Source organism: Legionella worsleiensis, from assembly GCF_001467535.1.
Taxonomy (GTDB): domain Bacteria; phylum Pseudomonadota; class Gammaproteobacteria; order Legionellales; family Legionellaceae; genus Legionella; species Legionella worsleiensis.
This window is the reverse complement of sequence record NZ_LNZC01000020.1, coordinates 61,710-77,343: the sequence shown is the minus strand read 5'-3', so window position 1 is coordinate 77,343 and position 15,634 is coordinate 61,710. Positions and strand designations below refer to the sequence as shown.

The window sequence follows — 15,634 nt, the reverse complement described above, 5'->3', positions numbered from 1 at the left end:
ATCAATTAAAATCCCGGTTCTTTAAATAAACCCTTAATTTCAGAATATGCAAATACAGGACCATCCTTGCACACAAAAAGTCCACCGTACTGGCAATGCCCGCATTGCCCAATACCACACTCCATATTCCGTTCCATACTCAAAAACATCTGCCCATCGGTAAATCCTTTTTCAGACAGTACCTTGATTGCGGTGTGCATCATCAGTTCTGGTCCACACATCATGGCGACAGTCTTTGAGGGGTCTAAGGTGAGTTTATCTATCATATCCGTTACATACCCCACACTCCACGGCCATTTGGGGCCGGCCTGATCGGCTGCGATATGGACTTCCGTATGCGGTGATTTTTGCCATTGGGCATATTGCTTGCGAAAAATAAAATCATCACTGTGCTTCACCCCTTGCAAGATACTGAGATGACCGTACTGTGTTCTTCTGGCTAAAATATAATTAATTATAGACACAGAAGGAGCGCACCCCAGCCCTCCGGTAAGCACCACAATATCTTTTCCTTTAGCATCATCAAGTGGCCATCCTCGCCCGTAAGGGCCTCGAATACCCAGCCTGTCACCAACCTGCAATTGCTGCAAAGCTCGAGTCACTCGCCCAACCGCACGAATGGTATGAGTAAGCACTGTTTGTTCTTTTGGATCTGAAACTATGGATATGGCGACTTCGCCGACGCCGTAAAGATAAAGCATGTTAAACTGGCCAGGATAAAAGCGGTACTGCTCATGAAGATCAGGCTCAACAAAGCGCAGATGCAAGGTAAAAATAGACGGAGACTCCTGCACCCTGCCCACCAGTTCCACCTCATAGGGCAAATAAGGATCAGAGACTGTATTAATCACTTTTTTTTATCCTCACATTGGATTCTCCAGTTAAGGCGGCCAATTCTTCAGTAATATCAATCCCGACGGGACACCAGGTAGTGCATCGCCCACAACCAACACATCCACTTGTGCCAAACTGATCAAACCAGCTGCCCACTTTGTGAGTTAACCACTGGCGATATTGCTTTTGCGTATCATTACGAATAACGGTTGCATTAACGACGCTGTGGCCTCTTGTAAAACAGGAATCCCACTCTCTTTGGTGTTCGCTCCCAGAGCCATCCAGCTCTGGTTTTTCTATTTCACTGTGACAAAAACAGGTAGGACATACGGAGGTGCAATTACCACAAGACAAACAACGCTCTGCCACATCCTCCCAGCGTGAATGATTTAAATTGGCAAACAATAAATCCCGTAAACCCTTTTTATTGTCTAATGGAATCCTTTTGGTTTGCATCGCTCCTGCCTGCGTCACCGTTGCTTTGGCAAGGTTGCATTGGGCTTTTTTTGCTGCAGTCAGACCTAATAAACCAATGATATTCTGGCCTTTTGCGCTGCCCGTCCTAACCACAAAACCAGATTCTACCTCAGTCATCAGAATATCATAGGGATCCTGCACTTCAGGTCCAGTACCTGCCGAAACACAAAAACAATTTGCCGAAGAGTAAGTACAATTCACAGCAATAACAAACAATTGCTCTCGCCTTTTAGTGTATCTGGGATCGGGTTTGGCACTGTCAACAAAGACTTTATCCTGAATACGCATCGCTGCCAAATCACAAGAACGAGCGCCTATAACCGCAACCGGCTTTTCATCCGGCTGGTGTGATTTAAACGTTAGTTTTCCCTCCTCATTTCTGATTACAGTCCATAACGTTTCCTGCGGTTTGAATAAAATGGGTTTAATCGCCTGGGGACCATTGGCAAAAGCAAATGCTTTGCGCTCAGGAATGTGCTCCAGGCGGTATTCTCCCGGAGACTGATGATCACGAATTCCCCAGGGCAATTGACTGGCATGAATCAATTCATCATAAACTATAGCGTCATCACGTACTTGTGGACCAATACAGGAATACCCGGCACCTTGCAAAGCATCCAACAAAGATTGCAAACGGGAATGAGGTAAAAAATAAGAGCGTACATCCTGTTCGTATTGGGTCAATCTCAACTCCTTCGTTACCAATTAATTTAACCGGAATATGTTTTAGTACTGCATACCAGAGCGTTATCCCTGGCGTCTAACAAATTCGGGGTAATTGCTCCCCCGTTAACCAATCAATTACCCTTTTTCCGCCTAATTTTGTTTTTAACTGCACCAAATGACGAGGATCTGCAATAACCTCACCAATAACTGCTGCATTCGCACCTAAAGGATGAGATCGCATTGCGGTCAATAACTGTTGTGTATCGGCCGCAGCACAGACTGCGACCAATTTACCCTCATTGGCAACATAAAGCGCATCAAGACCCAACAACTCACAAGCACTGGCGACCTCAGTGCGGATGGGAATTTCCGTTTCATCGATGAGAAACCCCGCTCCTGATTGCACGGCCAATTCGTTTAAAGTCGTAGCGAGACCGCCACGAGTCGGATCGCGCAGGCAATGAATGTCGGGAACGGCTCTTATCATCTGTGCAACCAGTCCATGTAATGACGCCGTATCCGATTGCACCTGAGTCTGAAATTGCAGATTATTGCGATACGCCATAATCGCAACACCGTGGTCACCTACAGTGCCACTCACGATAATTCGATCACCAGGTCTGGCACGATCACCGGAAATAGTGATGCCGTCAGCAAGAACCCCTACTCCTGTAGTCGTAATAAAAACACCATCGCCTTTTCCTCGCTCCACAACTTTAGTGTCTCCGGCAATAATAGCGACTTCCGCTTCTTGTGCTGCATGCGCCATGGACTCCACTATTTTTTTTAAATCGGCCAAGGGAAAGCCCTCCTCCAAAATGAAGCTGGCCGTCAAGTACAAAGGTTTTGCTCCAGACATGGCGACATCGTTGACCGTGCCATGTACTGATAAAGAGCCAATATTGCCACCAGGAAAAAACAAAGGTGAAATCACGTGCGCATCAGTAGTCATCACCATGCGCCCGGAAGCAACCGCAAAACTGGAGTAATCATTTTTTTGCGCCAACCACTCATTATGAAACGCCGACAGAAACAGTTGATCAATGAGCTGAGCCATAGCTCGGCCACCACTGCCATGAGTTAAATTAACAACGCCATCCTTAACATTCAATTTAGGGCCTTGATACGGCCGGCTAAGCACTGTTTGGGTCATAATGAATTCACCCGACCATAGGCATAAACAGCGGCACAGGCTCCTTCTGATGAAACCATACATGAACCCAAAGGATTTTCTGGCATACACACTTTAGCAAACAAGGAACACTCCTTAGGTTTTTTTATTCCACGCAAAACCTCGCCACACAGACATTTTTTGTGTTCTGTTCCCATGGTTTCAGGTAATGCAAAACGCTTTTCAGCATCAAAGGCTGCGTACTCCTCTTTAATTTGCAAACCACTATGAGGAATAAAGCCCAAACCTCGCCACTCAAACTTGTCTCTCAATTCCAAAACCTCGGCCATCACCTGCTGCGCAATAAGGTTTCCCTGACGATTGACTGCTCGCAAGTACTGAATTTCCACCGCACATCGACCCTCATTAATTTGCCTGAGCAACATGACTATAGAGTGGAGGACGTCCAGAGGTTCAAATCCGGCAATCACTACCGGTTTTTTATAAGTAGAGCATACTGCCTCATAGGGTTGACTGCCAATAACAATACTGACATGAGCAGGCCCAATAAATCCATCCAGATTGACCTCGCCCGATTGCAACAAACTCTCCATGGCAACAGGGGTTAGAACATGATTACACAACACAGTGAAATTATTTATTTTTAATTGTTTCGCCTGTTGAATCACCAATGCAGTAGGTGGGGTTGTGGTCTCAAAACCTATAGCAAAAAATACAACTTCTTTATGCGGATTTTCTCGGGCAATTCTTAAGGCATCATCTGCGGCGTAAATCATCCGCACATCAGCTCCGGCAGCTTTTGCCTTTAAAAGACTGTTTTGATTAGAGCCTGGTACTCGCATCATATCGGCATAGCTGCACAAAATGACATGGGGCATCATGGCAAGATTGATGGCTTTATCCGTTCTTGCCATGGGCAAAACACAAACCGGACAGCCAGGGCCATGAATCAGTTCTACATTTTCAGGCAATAAATCAGGAATACCGTAGCGATGAATCGCATGAGTATGGCCACCACAAAATTCCATCAGGTAATATTGGCGCCCAGAACGAGATAATGCCGCAATTTCAAGCGCCAGGGCTTTTGCATAGGCAGCATTACGAAACTCTTCAATATATTTCATTCGCTGTGTTCCTGAAGCATTGTTGCAAAAAGACTCAATGTTTTTTGAGCTTCTTGTTCATCAAGGCGTGTTAATGCATAGCCTGCATGAATAATGACGTAATCGCCAGTCTTGATGTCGCTCACCAAAGCGGTAGAAATCTCTTTAGTGATCCCGCCTAAATTAATAATTGCCCTATTGTGTTCCAGAAGTTGAGTTACTTGTACCGGCATTGCCAAACACATATCCTGTCCTTAATTTATTGCAGCAATCCATGCCTGTCCCAAGGAAATACCCCCATCATTAGGAGGCAAGTTTCGTGGAAACAAGGGAGTAATAGCCGACTGGCTTAGCGCCTTGCCAAGTCCTTCCGCCACTATTTGATTTAAAAAACAACCACCACTTAACAGTACCTTAGTGATTCCTCTTTCTCGACACGCATTAGTAATCCATTGGGTCAGTCCAGCGATTAACGTGCCATGAAAAATATTGGCACCTGTTACCGGATCAGTATGATTACATAAATAATCCAGAGTAGGCATCATATCAAAAATCCCTTCGTTAATCCGCCAGCCTTGTTTTAATATTTGCGGTTGGGTTACCAAACTTTCCAGAAGCATGGGAGCCTGACCCTCATAAGATGAGAGCGCCTGAACCCCCAAAAGGGCGCTCACCGCATCAAATAAACGCCCGGCACTTGAAGTCACAGGGCTGTTAATTTCTTGCGCCAGTAATGCCTGTAGGGCGGAAGCGTGCTCATGTTGTGCAAATCGTTTGGTAATTTCATGACCTCGACCCAAACAGTGTAACACGCCTGCCGCCATCCGCCAGGGCTCTCGCACAGCCACCTCGCCTCCGGGCTGGGGAATACAGGCTAAATGCCCTATTCTCGAGAATTGTGTACCCTCCATTAATAACAGCTCGCCGCCCCATGCTGAACCATCCAGTCCATATCCATAACCGTCCAAGGCCAAGCCGATAATGGGTGCCTCAATATGATGCTCTGCAGCTACCGATGCAAGATGAGCATGATGATGCTGGATGGCATAAGTTGGTAGTTCATAGTGTTCTGCAAATCGGGTGGTATAAAAATCAGGATGCAAATCATGAGCGATGCGTTCAGGCGCTACATCCAGAAAACGCAGTAAATAGTCCAAAGTCTCATGAAAGAACTCAATGGTCGCCTTATTAGTCAAACTCCCTATATGCGGCGACACAAAAGCTTCATCGCCACGAGTAATACATAAAGTATTTTTTAAATGCCCTCCCAAAGCCAAAACCGTGGGAACAGCACGGGATAATTTTACAGGTTGGGGCACATACCCCCTGGCTCGCCTTATAAAAACAGGAGCATCATTAAGTACATGAACAACCGAATCATCAACTCGAGCGACTATTTGTCGATTATAAGATACTACCGTGTCTGCGATACAGGAAAGGCTGTGTTGCGCTTCATTATCCTCAATAATCAATGGCTCCCCCCCCTCATTGGCACTGGTCACGATCAAACACAGATCGTGACACCCATTAAGCCATTGGCAGCCATCCGGTTTGCCTGCAAAAGCATGAAACAAGAGATAGTGGATGGGGGTAGAGGGCAGCATAATGCCCAGATGCTTTAAGCCCGGTGCCAGCGTATCAGGCAGGAAACTCTTTTTTTTTGCTTGCAACACTATAGGCCTTGCCCTGCTCTCCAAAAGAGTTCTGCTCTGGGGCGTCAAATGAACCAAAGCCGCAGCACTTTCACTATTGGCAACCATTATAGCCAAAGGTTTTGCTGCTCGATTTTTGCCTGCCCTGAGTTTGGCAATAGTCGCCTCGTTGCGAGCATCACCAACTAACTGATATCCCCCCAACCCCTTCAAGGCAATCACCTCACCACGCCGTATTCGTATTACTATCTCATCAACAGACAAGGACAGTTCAGGGCCACAATCAGTACATGCAGTAGGCTGAGCATGATAACGCCTGTTTTGAGGATTTGAATAATCGGCAACGCACAGAGCACAAAGCGGAAACACATCCATCGCTGTTTGACAACGGTCATAAGGCAAAGCTCGGGTTATGGAATATCTCGGGCCGCAATGAGTGCAATTAAGAAAGGGATACAGATAATAACGACTGCGAGCATCAAATAATTCATTTAAACACTGGGGGCAAACGCTGACATCAGGACTGATTAGCGTTTGCGCTTTTCCTGGTTGACTTGCTCTGATAACAAATTCGTTTTCTTCCGCCAGGGTGGGAATAAACCGGGACTGAACCGAACTTAATTGAGCTAATGGTGGCAGATTTTCGTGTAATTCTTTTAAAAAAAGAGTGCTTTGAAGGCCTTGTATCTCAATAAGCACTCCAGAGGCAGTATTCTGAATCCAGCCCGTCAACCCTAATTTTTTCGCAATATGATACACGCAAGGCCGAAACCCCACCCCCTGAACTCGGCCTGCAACGCAAATTTGCTCCCGTGTAAGGTTCATTTACATCTTCTTTAAACTGACCAGCCCCAGTAATTTAGTATTCAACCATTCATACCATTCTTGCAGACCCTCGCCACTTTTACTGGACAGAGACAAAATGTCAAGTTTTGGGTTTATTCGGAGTGCGTATTGTTTACATTGCGCCAAATCAAAATCAACATAAGGCAAAAGATCAGTTTTAGTAATCACTAACAAATCCGCTGCATGAAACATATCCGGGTATTTAAGCGGTTTATTATCCCCTTCGGTAACTGAAAGAATGACAATTTTATAGTGCTCGCCTAAGTTGAATAAAGCCGGACACACCAGGTTGCCTATATTTTCAACAATCAAAATAGACTGCTTTTGCAATGGGAGCTTTTCTACCGCATGTCCAACCCGGTGCGCATCAAGATGGCATACTTTTCCGGTATTAATCTGAATGGCGGTTCCCCCGCTGTCTTGAATTTTTCGAGCATCCAAATCGGTTTGTTGATCGCCAACAACAACGGCAACATCGATGATGGAGCGTAAATCATCTATGGTTTTGGCAAGTAAAGTCGTTTTCCCTGAACCAGGACTGGACATCATATTCAAGGCCAGAATATTTTTTTGCAAAAAAGAACGTTTATTTTCTTCTGCATATTGGTCGTTTTTTGCCAGAATATTTTGCTCTATCTGCACCAAGTGCTCAGCAGAACCTGAATGCTCGTGGTGATGCTCATGCACGCCACTGTGCCCATCTTCTTCAGTACACCCACAAATTCCGCACATTATTCAACCACCATGGATTTAATTCGCAACTCTTCACCCTGTAGAATACCTAATGAATGACTGCCGCACTTGGGGCAATCATCATAATACTGTTTTACAGGAACCTTTGCATGACAACTATAACATTCAGCCTCGCCAGGAACATCAATAACTCGTAACTCGGCATTTTGCGCCACAGAACCCTGTGCTATTACCTTAAAACACAAAGTCAATGAGTCCAGATCAACGGCACTTAACTGACCAAGCTCCAAAACAATTGTTTTCACTTGTTTGCATTTTAGTTCCCTGGCCTCTTGGGTAATCAGCTCAAGAATACTCTTGCACAACCATAACTCATGCATCACACACCCTGATTCAATGAAGCGATACCTTGCACTAGAGTACTCCAACACAGTCAGTTATGGGAAGTAGGCAGCTGACGCAAAACGAGATAAAAACCGTACCACTTTTAACCATGGCCATAGACGCCACTTCCCAAATTGGGTTAAGATGCGCCGTCTAACTATCAGTGGTACACCCATTAAAATCGCCATGTTAAAAACGAAACAAACTCAAAAACTCATTTCCTGTGTGGTTCCCGTCTTTAATGAGGAAGAAGTCATTGCGGAATTCGTTGCTGCTCTGGATAAGACACTAAAAGAATTAGATTATCCCTATGAAATATTGCTTATCGATGACGGCAGTCAGGACAATACTTTTGCAATTATACAACAATTAAGATCGCAATTTCTCATTCGTTATCTGAGATTCAGTCGTAATTTTGGTAAAGAAAAAGCCATTAGTGCAGGACTGGATAATGCTCGGGGCGATGCGGTCATTCTAATGGACAGCGATTTTCAACACCCCTTTGAGTTATTAAGTGACTTTGTTCATCAATGGGAGCAAGGTTATGACATGGTTTATGCTGTCCGGCAAAACAGACACGATGAATCCTGGCTAAAAAGAACCTGTGCCAAAGCGTTTTATCAATTTACTTCAAAAATAAACCACGTCAATATCCCGGCTAATGCCGGAGATTTTCGGCTTCTGGACAGAAAGATAGTCAATGCGCTGCAAAAATTGCCTGAACGCAATCGCTTTATGAAGGGTTTATACAGCTGGGTTGGTTTCAAACAAATCGCCATTCCCTTTGAAGTGCAACCCAGAAAATCAGGTACCTCACAGTGGAACTTTTATTCCCTGCTGGATCTGGCAATCACCGGCATTACCTCTTTTACGGCCTTCCCACTCAGAATGATAGCCCTGGGGGGAATTGGCGTTGCTTCCCTGGCTTTGCTTTATGCGGCATGGATCATCATCAGTACCTTGATTTTTGGTATACAGACTCCTGGATGGGCAACCATAGTCACAGCCATTACATTTTTTGGCGGGCTGCAGTTATTTGCGTTAGGCGTGGTTGGAGAATATATAGGGCGTATTTTTGATGAGGTCAAATACAGACCACATTATATCATTGATGAGGATTCCAGTTTTGATGACAGCCACACCTAAATTATCTCATCGTCTGATGTACTATACCGGAATAGGTGCCTCTTCAGCTGGGGTTCACATCATGTCGGTATTGTATTTGGTCGCTCGTTTAGATCTGAAACCATTAATGGCCAATGTCATTGCATTTTTTATTGCGTTTAATTTCAGTTTTTTTGGCCACAAGTACCTTACCTTTTCCAAACTTCAGGATCAAAAACAATTAAGTTTACCTCATTTCTTTCTGGTTGCGGCGTCTGCGGGAGTGCTTAATGAGTTACTGTATTTTCTTTTGTTACAGTTCACTGTTTTAAATTATATGATTGCCTTGGTTCTGGTTTTAGGGCTGGTATCGGTTTACAGCTACATTCTCTCAAGATTTTGGGCTTGTCGTTAGACAGTTGCCATTGAGAACAATACCCAGTTCCTCACAATCGCTTAAACACTCATCGCTCATCAAATACTGCATTTCATTGTTTCGAGCATTGGTAATCACATCGCCCATCTCATTTCCCTCACCGGGATGACACATGATTAAGCTATTGGCAGGTACATTCTGCAACCAAAAGCGAAACAAATCCCTGTAAGCTAAATCAGGAGAAAAATTATAAATACCAGAAAATACCGGGTTGTGGGCAATGCCCAATCGTTTTAACTGAAGGTGCAATTGTCTGCCGCCTGTTTTGGCTAAAAGCAAAGACTTAAATCTGAATTGCGAAAGCGATACAGCAGGATAAGTGGAGCGAATAAATACCCCTTGATGGTGCAGGGATCGTTGCTGAAATAACTCAAAAAGAGCGTGACGAACAACAGGAAACTGATGCACGTGCTGATGCCCATCAATAAATGCAGGAGTACATCCCATGACCTGCTCAAAGCGTTCAAACTGCGCATTCAGTTCAGCAAGAATGCTACGTTTGTTCAGGGTTCTGGTGTGGGTTCTTAAAATTAATTCCGGTAAACGAAAACACCGGCGCTCAGGCGTTGATAAAAAACACCCTTCCGTAAGGTTAAAATGCAAACCAATCTGCACCTGATTTTGCAGCGCACCAAGTTCATGGGCATGAAGTGCAAAATCGGCCATATTCACCATACAACTCACCGCAGACAGTCGACGCATATGCGCCAGCTTCAAGATCCCTTGAGAGACTCCTTTATTAAGACCAAAATCATCAGCACATAAAATGATGTTTTTTAATTGACGCATATCAGAACTCAAGCCGTCTCAGGAAGTGTTTTGGGCGCAAAGAGATGGGCACTCAACAGATTGATGCAAAGCCCGCCTATGACCAATAAACCAGCTTCCAGTTTCCATAATTGGAACGATTCGCCCAAAAACAGTATGGAACTTAACATGGCCACCACGGGAACCAGTATAGTAAAGGGAACTATCATCCCAACGGGATAACGGCTAATCAGCCAATTCCACACCCCATAACCTACCCATGTTGACATGTAGACTATATAGGCCAATGCAACACACCCTTTCCAGCTTAAATGCTGGTAGGTATAACTGAAACTGCTTGCACCCTCAACCCAATAAGCCAAAAGAAACATAGGAATACAGGCTATAAAACTGCCCCACACAATCACTGAAATCAACTGATTGGTTTTCATGCTTTTGGTGATCAAATTACCAATACCCCAGGTCGCTGCGGCAGCCATAATGCACAAAAATCCCGGGAGTGACACATGCGCATCAAAATGCAAGGCAACTAGGCCTATACCTGAAAACGACACCAATGCCCCGATAAGCTGGCCTGGTGTTGGCGATTCTCCTATGAACATTCCAGCGAAAAAAATACTGAAAAACACTTGAACCTGCATGATCAAGGAAGCCATCCCCGGAGTCATACCGATCTGCATGCCCAAAAACAAAAAAGTAAATTGCAGGGCAAACATCACCAGCCCGTAAGACGCAATAATGCGAAAAGGGACAGCAGGTGGTTTGATAAAAAACACCGCCGGAACACTTGCCAGAAAAAAACGCAAGGCACACAGCAACAGAGGAGAAATTTCCTCCAGTCCCAACTTGACGAAAAGAAAATTGATTCCCCAGATAAGCACAACCAATAAGGCCAACAACAAATGAGATACAGGCATAATGAATTCTTCAGGTTTGGACGCTCCTCTATTTTAACTTAAAAATAAAACTATTGCTAAGAATTCAAGGATTTTGTTTTAAAAATAATCAGATATTTTGGAAACAAGAGACTCTTCAGAGGGAGCATCCTCATGCGATACAAAAAAAGTTTAGTTCTTTCTGTTCTCACGCTACAATGACCAAAACCTCAAACACGCATCATCATGAACGAAATTATTCTAGCTACCGGTAACAAAGGGAAAATTAGGGAGTTCCAGGAGTTATTAGCACCCATACGCTGTATCGCCCAATCGTCCCTGGGAATAGACGGTGCAGAGGAAACGGGTTTAAGTTTTATAGAAAATGCCATCATCAAAGCCCGGCATGTCAGTTCTTTGGCAAAAAAACCGGCTTTAGCGGATGATTCTGGCTTGGTAGTACCGTCTCTTAATGGACAGCCCGGAATCTATTCTGCCCGTTATGCAGGGCAAGAAGCAAGTGACCAGGACAACATCCAGCTGTTACTGGAGAATATGAAAGACCTCCCCACTGCACAGCGGCACGCTTATTTTTATTGTGCTATCGCACTGGTTCAACATGCCACAGACCCAACGCCTTTTATTGCTACAGGTATTTTACATGGAAGTATTGCTCTGGCAGCTGTAGGTTCGGGAGGCTTTGGCTATGATCCGGTATTTTTTATCGCAGAACATCAATGCACGGCTGCCGAATTACCAGCACAAATTAAAAATTCCATCAGTCATCGTGCCAAAGCGCTGCACCATTTACGTGAATACATGCCCATTTTAACATGAAGACTGAACTTGATAATCTCTTTGCTCAGGCTTACACAGTGCACCATGAAGGACAGCTTGTGCAAGCAATAAGCCTTTATGAGCAGATCCTGGCTCAAGATTCCAAACATTACGACACACTGCATTTTTTAGGTCTGGCCTATGCCCAACTTGGCGACATGGATCATGCAATTTCATACCTGCTGCAAGCACAAAAAGTCAATGCAGACGATCCGGCTTTGTTAAATAACCTTGCCAATGCTTACAAAAAAACCAATCAACTGGATAAAGCAATTCTGTTCTACACAAAAGCGCTTGAACTAAACCCCCAATACGCCCAGGCACACAATAATTTGGCCACCGTGTATGCCTCACAAAATAACTACCAAATGGCACTTATCCACTATGGAAAAGCAGTTAATGCAGAGCCTGATTTCAGCGCAGCGCACTTTAATTTGGGACTGCTCTTACTGCAAAACAAGCAACCAGCCGCTGCCAGAACGCAATTTAATAATGTCATTTCATTAAATCCTCACTATTTGGAAGCTTACTTTTATCTGGGAATTCTCTATTTGGAAGAAGATTTGCTCGCAGAAGCAGAACAGGCATTGCAAAAGGTTTTGGAACACGATTGCGAACACGTTCAAACCCTGATTAACCTCGGGGTTATTGCTCTTAAAAAAGATCATAAGCAGACAGCAGTTGATTATTTTACCAAAGCGTTAGCTTTAGATAATGAAAACACAGATGCTCGCAATAATCTGGCAGCTACGTTTATGCATCACGACCGATTCGAGAATGCGTTAATGCATTACGATGTCCTGTTAAAAAAAGATCCTGACAATATTGAGTACTTGTATAACTCAGGAGTTGCGCAAATGGCTCTGGGGCATTTAAACGAAGCCATTATTTTTTTTGAACACATCCTGAATTTAAATACCACCCACACACCCTCGTTAAATAACCTGGCCGCCATCTATCTTAAAATGGAGATGCGAGAAACCTCAAGGGAATATTTGCAACGAGCGTTGACAATAAATCCGCAAGATACCATAAGCAAGCATATGCTTGACGCATTAAACGGTGCCGATGATGCCGATACAACGCCTGATTATGCGAAAAATCTGTTTAACAATTATGCCTTGTATTACGAACAGCATATGCGCGATCAGCTTAATTACTCATTGCCTCAGCATTTAGGCCGAACAGTCCATGAACTGAAGTTACTGCACGTGGGGCATACTTTGGATATAGGCTGTGGGACGGGATTATCCGGAGTCGTACTGCGTGAAATCAGCAATCACTTAACCGGAATAGACATAGCGGAAAAAATGCTGGCGCATGCCAGAGAAAAAGGAATCTACGACACTTTGGTTCATGCTGAGGCCTTAGATTTCCTTAACCAAAACAACAGTTTTTTTGATCTGATTGTCGCTGCAGATGTTTTACCCTATTTTGGCGATTTAAATACTCTGTTTCAATTAATAAGCACTCATCTTAATGACAAAGGGTATTTTATTTTTTCAACTGAACTAAGCGATAAGCATTCATGGATGCTGCAAACCAGCGCCCGCTTCAAGCATCATCCTGATTACATTCTAAGTCTGGCGAATAAATATCAGTTTGATCTCATCAAAAAAGAAAAAGTTCCGGCACGTTTACACAACCAGCATCCATTGGAAGTAATGCTTTACGTACTGCAAAAACCTTGATGGAAGGCAGTGCAATCAAGGTATTATTTTACACATCCAATAAAGCAGCAAAATAGATTAAATAAAACATAATATGTAATTTATTAATTCACTTTGATCTAATTTAATAATTTGTTAATTTTATTATGCTACCCTTAAAATAGATTAATAATTTACCATAATGGTGGATAAGCTGATGCCTGATCCTCATTTATTTTATGACATAAACGTTCCATTAGAACATTCTGGCCCAAAAAAATCAGGGCATGAAACGCACAATTTAAACTTTAGGCTGCCCGATGGAACCGTTGTGCCGATTATCTACAAAAAAAACAAAAACAATAATCCTGATGCATCAGTCAAAGAAGTCGCATTTAGCGAGTTAGCTCGTCTTTTTATGCTCAGCCATTCAACGCCCGTTTATGGTTTGGTGCGTAATAAACAAAGCAACGCTGTTACAGGTGTAGCCTCCTTACACATCCATCTGTCTATTGCAAAACAAGTGAATATAACTCAAGCCAAGTTCCAAAAAATTGAATACTCATCAGCAACCAAGCGTTATCAATTGAGCCCAATCGCAGTCCAACAATCGTCAGAAATCCCGGTTCAGTTTTTTAATCAACTGCCACACGGATTTTTCAACACCTTGATGGAACAAAGAAAACAAGGATACCTCACTGTAGATATGGATTCGGTTGCCAATACGTTTGTCAACAAATTCACTCTTGAGGAGGATGATCTCCACAAAGGAAACATGGGTTTTTATACTGTCATGAAAGACAACAAGCCGCATGTCGTCCTTTTTAATATAGATCACGATTTAATGCTCAGTGACAGCATTATGTCCTTTATTGATTCACGGGTTCCCAATTGGTCTTATGGCAATAAATCATTCAACATTACAGCCAGGGATTTAATTAATTTCCCAGATCTTCAGGATTCTGCCAATCATTATTGGCCAACCTATGGCCGGTATATGATTCATTTTAACGATGATAAAGCATACATCGATACTCAAGAGCGAAATGCCTTCATCAACTTAAAACACGATCCTCAATTCAATAGATATAAATGGAAGCGATTCCTTAAATGCATCATGACTCCTGAGCAACTGATGAGAGACGCTTTAAGCCTGCATTTGAATCCAACTGATTCCAAAGATGCTGCAGAAATTAATTTAATAACCCAGGCAACAAACGAACGTCTTATCAAGCTACGAGCCGTGTTATTGTCTATCCCAGAATTTCACGCTTATTTAAACAGCAAAGACGGTAAACACGATGTAAACGACATTAAAATGGAATTTGAGCACTACATGACAGAAACATTGCATTCTCATAAAGATTCAATAGATAAGATGCAAAAGGCAATCAACAATCAATACAAGGCCTGTTTAACATCGATTAATTCTCAAAATGCAACTATATTTCAGCAAGGTGATACTCCCTTGCATGTGCTTATTCGCCTTGGGCAATACCGCTTTGATGAAAGCCAAAAAGCATTTGGCGAACATCTTAAAATGACTAATGCCGCAGGCCAAACACCTCTTGAAGTTGCAGCCGAAAAAGCCCAAACATATACTCCATACTCTGAGCAAACCAATCCAGGCAACGACCCATTATGTGTTATGAAACATTTGTTGTCACAAGGCGCAAAAATGACGCCCAAAGTTGCAGAGGTGTTGAAATCAAAAAGAATTAATTTAGAACAGTACCGATTTCACTCCCGCTATTATGATCGCAAGATAAACCATTATGCTGATTTAAAAAAGGTTATAGGCGAAATAAGCCAGGACTCCAATTTAAACCTGAAAATTAAAAAAATAATTGCAGTGAATACCATTAAACAGCATCTGGAAAACCTCACACCAAACGAAATAAAACGGTTAAAAAAAGATCTCAATGGAACGAAAAATAATCCTATAGCTCCAGAGTTACTCTTTATCAGTCAATTACGCAGTAATTTGTGGATAGTCAGAGCGATTCGTGGATTGTACGGTAAATCATCAACCAAAATAGAACTAAACCGCCTGCTTAATACGGTCCAAGGCCAACCTCAATTGAATGCCTATCACTTGTTCGGTGCCACTCAAAGCGCTTCTGACCAACAGGAAGAGAAAAATACACCAAAAAGGTTTTCCCCAAAGTAAGGCCGCAT

Annotated in this window: 15 protein-coding genes; 5 read left to right on the top strand and 10 right to left on the bottom strand. The window is 43.3% G+C overall.

The features are described from left to right. Positions 1-5: 5 nt before the first annotated feature. The 8 genes from Lwor_RS08535 to hypA form a co-directional block, all read right to left on the bottom strand. Positions 6-851 carry an FAD/NAD(P)-binding protein gene (locus Lwor_RS08535; protein WP_058493467.1) on the bottom strand — a complete coding sequence of 282 codons (846 nt, stop codon included), beginning with the start codon at positions 849-851 and terminating at the stop codon, positions 6-8. After that, positions 844-1,995, bottom strand: a complete 1,152-nt coding sequence (locus tag Lwor_RS08530; RefSeq protein WP_058493466.1) for a 4Fe-4S dicluster domain-containing protein — start codon at positions 1,993-1,995, stop codon at positions 844-846. The genes Lwor_RS08535 and Lwor_RS08530 overlap by 8 nt, the downstream gene beginning before the upstream one ends. Positions 1,996-2,071: 76 nt before the next feature. Then, positions 2,072-3,130 carry a hydrogenase expression/formation protein HypE gene (gene hypE, locus Lwor_RS08525; protein ID WP_058493465.1) on the bottom strand — a complete coding sequence of 353 codons (1,059 nt, stop codon included), beginning with the start codon at positions 3,128-3,130 and terminating at the stop codon, positions 2,072-2,074. Beyond that, entirely contained in the window at positions 3,127-4,233 is a 1,107-nt protein-coding gene (gene hypD, locus Lwor_RS08520) for a hydrogenase formation protein HypD (protein WP_058493464.1), read from the bottom strand. Before hypD ends, hypE begins: the two co-directional genes overlap by 4 nt. After that, complete coding sequence (locus Lwor_RS08515; protein WP_058493463.1) at positions 4,230-4,457, bottom strand: HypC/HybG/HupF family hydrogenase formation chaperone; 228 nt, start codon at positions 4,455-4,457, stop codon at positions 4,230-4,232. Before Lwor_RS08515 ends, hypD begins: the two co-directional genes overlap by 4 nt. Positions 4,458-4,466: 9 nt before the next feature. Further along, a complete protein-coding gene (gene hypF, locus Lwor_RS08510; protein ID WP_058493462.1) occupies positions 4,467-6,689 on the bottom strand; it encodes a carbamoyltransferase HypF in 2,223 nt (740 codons plus the stop codon). Beyond that, on the bottom strand, positions 6,690-7,442 hold the full coding sequence (gene hypB, locus Lwor_RS08505) for a hydrogenase nickel incorporation protein HypB (RefSeq protein ID WP_058493461.1): 753 nt from the start codon (positions 7,440-7,442) through the stop codon (positions 6,690-6,692). Beyond that, the gene (gene hypA / locus Lwor_RS08500; RefSeq protein WP_058493460.1) at positions 7,442-7,783 is read right to left on the bottom strand and encodes a hydrogenase maturation nickel metallochaperone HypA; all 342 of its coding nucleotides are present in this window, start codon (positions 7,781-7,783) and stop codon (positions 7,442-7,444) included. The genes hypB and hypA overlap by 1 nt, the downstream gene beginning before the upstream one ends. A gap of 190 nt (positions 7,784-7,973) precedes the next feature. Between hypA and Lwor_RS08495 the strand changes: the two genes are divergently transcribed. Further along, positions 7,974-8,933: a glycosyltransferase family 2 protein gene (locus tag Lwor_RS08495; RefSeq protein WP_058493497.1), complete on the top strand. Its 960-nt coding sequence runs from the start codon at positions 7,974-7,976 to the stop codon at positions 8,931-8,933. Continuing rightward, positions 8,917-9,306, top strand: coding sequence for a GtrA family protein (locus Lwor_RS08490; protein WP_058493459.1), 390 nt, complete (start codon positions 8,917-8,919; stop codon positions 9,304-9,306). Before Lwor_RS08495 ends, Lwor_RS08490 begins: the two co-directional genes overlap by 17 nt. Here the strand turns inward: Lwor_RS08490 and Lwor_RS08485 are convergent. Both Lwor_RS08485 and Lwor_RS08480 read right to left on the bottom strand, forming a co-directional pair. Next, positions 9,283-10,116, bottom strand: a complete 834-nt coding sequence (locus Lwor_RS08485) for a ChbG/HpnK family deacetylase (RefSeq protein WP_058493458.1) — start codon at positions 10,114-10,116, stop codon at positions 9,283-9,285. The genes Lwor_RS08490 and Lwor_RS08485 overlap by 24 nt on opposite strands. A gap of 8 nt (positions 10,117-10,124) precedes the next feature. Next, the gene (locus Lwor_RS08480; protein WP_058493457.1) at positions 10,125-11,012 is read right to left on the bottom strand and encodes an EamA family transporter; all 888 of its coding nucleotides are present in this window, start codon (positions 11,010-11,012) and stop codon (positions 10,125-10,127) included. A 204-nt stretch (positions 11,013-11,216) separates the two neighbouring features. Here Lwor_RS08480 and rdgB point away from each other — a divergent pair, with 204 nt between their 5' ends. The 3 genes from rdgB (at position 11,217) to ankK (ending at position 15,626) form a co-directional block, all read left to right on the top strand. Next, positions 11,217-11,807 carry an RdgB/HAM1 family non-canonical purine NTP pyrophosphatase gene (rdgB, locus tag Lwor_RS08475; RefSeq protein ID WP_058493456.1) on the top strand — a complete coding sequence of 197 codons (591 nt, stop codon included), beginning with the start codon at positions 11,217-11,219 and terminating at the stop codon, positions 11,805-11,807. Beyond that, the gene (locus Lwor_RS08470; protein ID WP_058493455.1) at positions 11,804-13,498 is read left to right on the top strand and encodes a tetratricopeptide repeat protein; all 1,695 of its coding nucleotides are present in this window, start codon (positions 11,804-11,806) and stop codon (positions 13,496-13,498) included. The genes rdgB and Lwor_RS08470 overlap by 4 nt, the downstream gene beginning before the upstream one ends. 175 nt (positions 13,499-13,673) lie before the next feature. After that, a complete protein-coding gene (gene ankK, locus Lwor_RS08465) occupies positions 13,674-15,626 on the top strand; it encodes a Dot/Icm T4SS effector AnkK/LegA5 (protein WP_058493454.1) in 1,953 nt (650 codons plus the stop codon). Positions 15,627-15,634: the final 8 nt, after the last annotated feature.